Origin of the sequence: Cupriavidus sp. OTU4054 (assembly GCF_038440175.1) — a bacterium.
Taxonomy (GTDB): domain Bacteria; phylum Pseudomonadota; class Gammaproteobacteria; order Burkholderiales; family Burkholderiaceae; genus Cupriavidus; species Cupriavidus pauculus_D.
In genome coordinates this window covers 1-4,790 of record NZ_JASATF010000061.1, presented here as the reverse complement: position 1 = coordinate 4,790, position 4,790 = coordinate 1, and the positions used below count along the sequence as shown (strand labels likewise).

At 53.5% G+C, this 4,790-nt stretch carries 2 tRNA genes and 3 rRNA genes; all 5 read right to left on the bottom strand.

Features of this window, described 5'->3' with window-relative positions:
- Nucleotides 1-83 (bottom strand): 5S ribosomal RNA (rrf, locus tag AAHB16_RS32645); the annotation flags it as partial.
- Between the two features lie 122 nt (nt 84-205).
- A 23S ribosomal RNA gene (locus tag AAHB16_RS32640) occupies nt 206-3,084 on the bottom strand.
- A gap of 284 nt (nt 3,085-3,368) precedes the next feature.
- Nucleotides 3,369-3,444: transfer RNA gene (locus AAHB16_RS32635), tRNA-Ala, on the bottom strand.
- Nucleotides 3,445-3,583: 139 nt separating this feature from the next.
- Nucleotides 3,584-3,660 (bottom strand) — tRNA-Ile (locus tag AAHB16_RS32630).
- A gap of 63 nt (nt 3,661-3,723) precedes the next feature.
- Nucleotides 3,724-4,790: ribosomal RNA gene (locus AAHB16_RS32625) — 16S ribosomal RNA — on the bottom strand; the annotation flags it as partial.

Here is a 4,790-nt window from a genome sequence, read left to right as displayed (position 1 = left end):
TCCGCACTATCATCGGCGCGGAGTTGTTTCACGGTCCTGTTCGGGATGGGAAGGGGTGGTTCCAACTCGCTATGGTCACCAGGCATAAGGGGTTGTCACGCTGACCGGGGTCAGCGGGACGAATCTGGGTGTAGTAAAGGGGGTTGTGTCGTATATGGCCGGCACATTAGCGGAACGCTATCACCAGGCAAGACACACTGGTTATAGGATCAAGCCTTACGGGCAATTAGTACTGGTTAGCTTAACGCATTACTGCGCTTCCACACCCAGCCTATCAACGTCCTGGTCTCGAACGACCCTTCAAGGAGGTCAAGCCTCCAGGGAATCCTCATCTTCAGGCGAGTTTCCCGCTTAGATGCTTTCAGCGGTTATCTCTTCCGTACATAGCTACCCTGCGATGCCTCTGGCGAGACAACAGGTACACCAGCGGTACGTCCACTCCGGTCCTCTCGTACTAGGAGCAGCCCCCGTCAAGATTCCAACGCCCACGGCAGATAGGGACCAAACTGTCTCACGACGTTTTAAACCCAGCTCACGTACCTCTTTAAATGGCGAACAGCCATACCCTTGGGACCGGCTACAGCCCCAGGATGAGATGAGCCGACATCGAGGTGCCAAACACCGCCGTCGATATGAACTCTTGGGCGGTATCAGCCTGTTATCCCCAGAGTACCTTTTATCCGTTGAGCGATGGCCCTTCCATTCAGAACCACCGGATCACTATGTCCTGCTTTCGCACCTGCTCGACTTGTCGGTCTCGCAGTTAAGCACGCTTTTGCCATTGCACTTTAGGTACGATGTCCGACCGTACCAAGCGTACCTTCGAACTCCTCCGTTACACTTTGGGAGGAGACCGCCCCAGTCAAACTGCCTACCATGCACTGTCCCCGACCCGGATTCACGGGCCAAGGTTAGAACCTCAAACAAACCAGGGTGGTATTTCAAGGACGGCTCCACGTGAACTAGCGTCCACGCTTCAAAGCCTCCCACCTATCCTACACAGATCGGTTCAAAGTCCAATGCAAAGCTACAGTAAAGGTTCATGGGGTCTTTCCGTCTAGCCGCGGGGAGATTGCATCATCACAAACACTTCAACTTCGCTGAGTCTCGGGAGGAGACAGTGTGGCCATCGTTACGCCATTCGTGCAGGTCGGAACTTACCCGACAAGGAATTTCGCTACCTTAGGACCGTTATAGTTACGGCCGCCGTTTACCGGGACTTCAATCAAGAGCTTGCACCCCATCATTTAATCTTCCGGCACCGGGCAGGCGTCACACCCTATACGTCCACTTTCGTGTTTGCAGAGTGCTGTGTTTTTATTAAACAGTCGCAGCCACCATTTTATTGCAACCCCTTCACCCTTCTGGCGCAGGCCAGTCAAGCTACCAGGGCGTACCTTATCCCGAAGTTACGGTACCAATTTGCCGAGTTCCTTCTCCCGAGTTCTCTCAAGCGCCTTAGAATACTCATCTCGCCCACCTGTGTCGGTTTGCGGTACGGTCTCGTATGACTGAAGCTTAGAGGCTTTTCTTGGAACCACTTCCGATTGCTTCGCAGCATAAAGCCGCTCGCCCCACACTCTTGAATCCTGCGCCCGGATTTGCCTAAGCGCCTTCTCCAATGCAGGGACCGGGACTTCCAACACCCGGACAACCTTCCGCGATCCGTCCCCCCATCGCATCATACGACGGTGCAGGAATATTAACCTGCTTCCCATCAGCTACGCATCTCTGCCTCGCCTTAGGGGCCGACTCACCCTACGCCGATGAACGTTGCGTAGGAAACCTTGGGCTTACGGCGAGGGGGCCTTTCACCCCCTTTATCGCTACTCATGTCAGCATTCGCACTTCTGATACCTCCAGCATCCTTTACAAGACACCTTCACAGGCTTACAGAACGCTCTCCTACCACGCGCTTGCGCGCGTCCGCAGCTTCGGTGACTGGCTTAGCCCCGTTACATCTTCCGCGCAGGACGACTCGATCAGTGAGCTATTACGCTTTCTTTAAAGGGTGGCTGCTTCTAAGCCAACCTCCTGACTGTTTTAGCCTTCCCACTTCGTTTCCCACTTAGCCAATCTTGGGGACCTTAGCTGGCGGTCTGGGTTGTTTCCCTCTTGACACCGGACGTTAGCACCCGATGTCTGTCTCCCGTGATTGCACTCTTCGGTATTCGGAGTTTGCTATGGCGGGGTAATCAGCAATAGACCCCCCAACCATGACAGTGCTCTACCCCCGAAGGTGAGACACGAGGCACTACCTAAATAGTTTTCGGAGAGAACCAGCTATTTCCAGATTTGTTTAGCCTTTCACCCCTATCCACAGCTCATCCCCTAATTTTTCAACATTAGTGGGTTCGGTCCTCCAGTACGTGTTACCGCACCTTCAACCTGGCCATGGATAGATCATCTGGTTTCGGGTCTACACCCAGCGACTCAACGCCCTGTTCGGACTCGCTTTCGCTACGCCTTCCCTAATCGGTTAAGCTTGCCACTGAATGTAAGTCGCTGACCCATTATACAAAAGGTACGCCGTCACCCGTTTCCAGGCTCCGACTGTTTGTATGCATGCGGTTTCAGGATCTATTTCACTCCCCTCCCGGGGTTCTTTTCGCCTTTCCCTCACGGTACTGGTTCACTATCGGTCGATCACGAGTATTTAGCCTTGGAGGATGGTCCCCCCATCTTCAGACAGGATTTCACGTGTCCCGCCCTACTTGTCGTACACCTAGTTCCACAATCGTGTTTTCGCATACAGGGCTATCACCTGCTATGGCCGGGCTTTCCATCCCGTTCTGCTAACACCACTGCTAAAGAGTACAAGGCTCTTCCCATTTCGTTCGCCACTACTTTGGGAATCTCGGTTGATTTCTGTTCCTGCAGCTACTTAGATGTTTCAGTTCGCCGCGTTCGCTTCCCTTGCCTATGTATTCAGCAAGGGATGACCCATTCGGGCCGGGTTTCCCCATTCGGACATCTCCGGATCAAAGCTTGTTTGCCAGCTCCCCGAAGCTTTTCGCAGGCTACCGCGTCCTTCATCGCCTGTGATCGCCAAGGCATCCACCACATGCACTTGTTCGCTTGACCCTATAACGAGTGTGTCTCAAGGACACCGCTCACCATAGGTTCTGAGTTCTCGCGTTTGTGCCGTATTCCAAGTCATCTTTCGATCACTGGATACATTTGGTTGATACAATCACAACCCGGTATCGCGTTGGGTAATTCAGCGTCTCATCAACGCTTCGCGACACCTTTACTACATCCCATATTGTTAAAGAACAGCCGATCAGACTTCGTCTGAACGATCTTGGCAAAGCCAAATGAAAGCACTCAGTCTTAAGTGCTTTCATTTGGCGACCAATCCAAGGTAGTGGTGGAGGATGACGGGATCGAACCGACGACCCCCTGCTTGCAAAGCAGGTGCTCTCCCAGCTGAGCTAATCCCCCGTCGCTAATCCACAATAACCGGCGCGATACTTTGTCGCTCGGCTGCTTACATAGCTTCCGCTATGCTGCGCAACCTCGCTTCGCGTCTCGCTTGGTTCTTGTGAATTACCGTAGAACTTTCGCTCGCACCATCGTGACTTGGTGGGTCTGGTAGGACTTGAACCTACGACCCCCGCCTTATCAAGACGGTGCTCTAACCACCTGAGCTACAGACCCTTGGCTGTAACAGCAAACAAACCGATAAGTGTGAACGCTTGACTTAAGGCGCGCAGCCTCTGGAAAGGAGGTGATCCAGCCGCACCTTCCGATACGGCTACCTTGTTACGACTTCACCCCAGTCATGAACCCTGCCGTGGTAATCGCCCTCCTTGCGGTTAGGCTAACTACTTCTGGCAAAACCCACTCCCATGGTGTGACGGGCGGTGTGTACAAGACCCGGGAACGTATTCACCGCGGCATGCTGATCCGCGATTACTAGCGATTCCAGCTTCACGTAGTCGAGTTGCAGACTACGATCCGGACTACGATGCATTTTCTGGGATTAGCTCCCCCTCGCGGGTTGGCAACCCTCTGTATGCACCATTGTATGACGTGTGAAGCCCTACCCATAAGGGCCATGAGGACTTGACGTCATCCCCACCTTCCTCCGGTTTGTCACCGGCAGTCTCTCTAGAGTGCTCTTGCGTAGCAACTAAAGACAAGGGTTGCGCTCGTTGCGGGACTTAACCCAACATCTCACGACACGAGCTGACGACAGCCATGCAGCACCTGTGTCCACTTTCCCTTTCGGGCACCTAATGCATCTCTGCTTCGTTAGTGGCATGTCAAGGGTAGGTAAGGTTTTTCGCGTTGCATCGAATTAATCCACATCATCCACCGCTTGTGCGGGTCCCCGTCAATTCCTTTGAGTTTTAATCTTGCGACCGTACTCCCCAGGCGGTCAACTTCACGCGTTAGCTACGTTACTGAGGAAATGAATCCCCAACAACTAGTTGACATCGTTTAGGGCGTGGACTACCAGGGTATCTAATCCTGTTTGCTCCCCACGCTTTCGTGCATGAGCGTCAGTCACGTCCCAGGGGGCTGCCTTCGCCATCGGTATTCCTCCACATCTCTACGCATTTCACTGCTACACGTGGAATTCTACCCCCCTCTGACGCACTCTAGCCTTGCAGTCACAAGCGCAATTCCCAGGTTGAGCCCGGGGATTTCACGCCTGTCTTACAAAACCGCCTGCGCACGCTTTACGCCCAGTAATTCCGATTAACGCTCGCACCCTACGTATTACCGCGGCTGCTGGCACGTAGTTAGCCGGTGCTTATTCTTCCGGTACCGTCATCCACGTC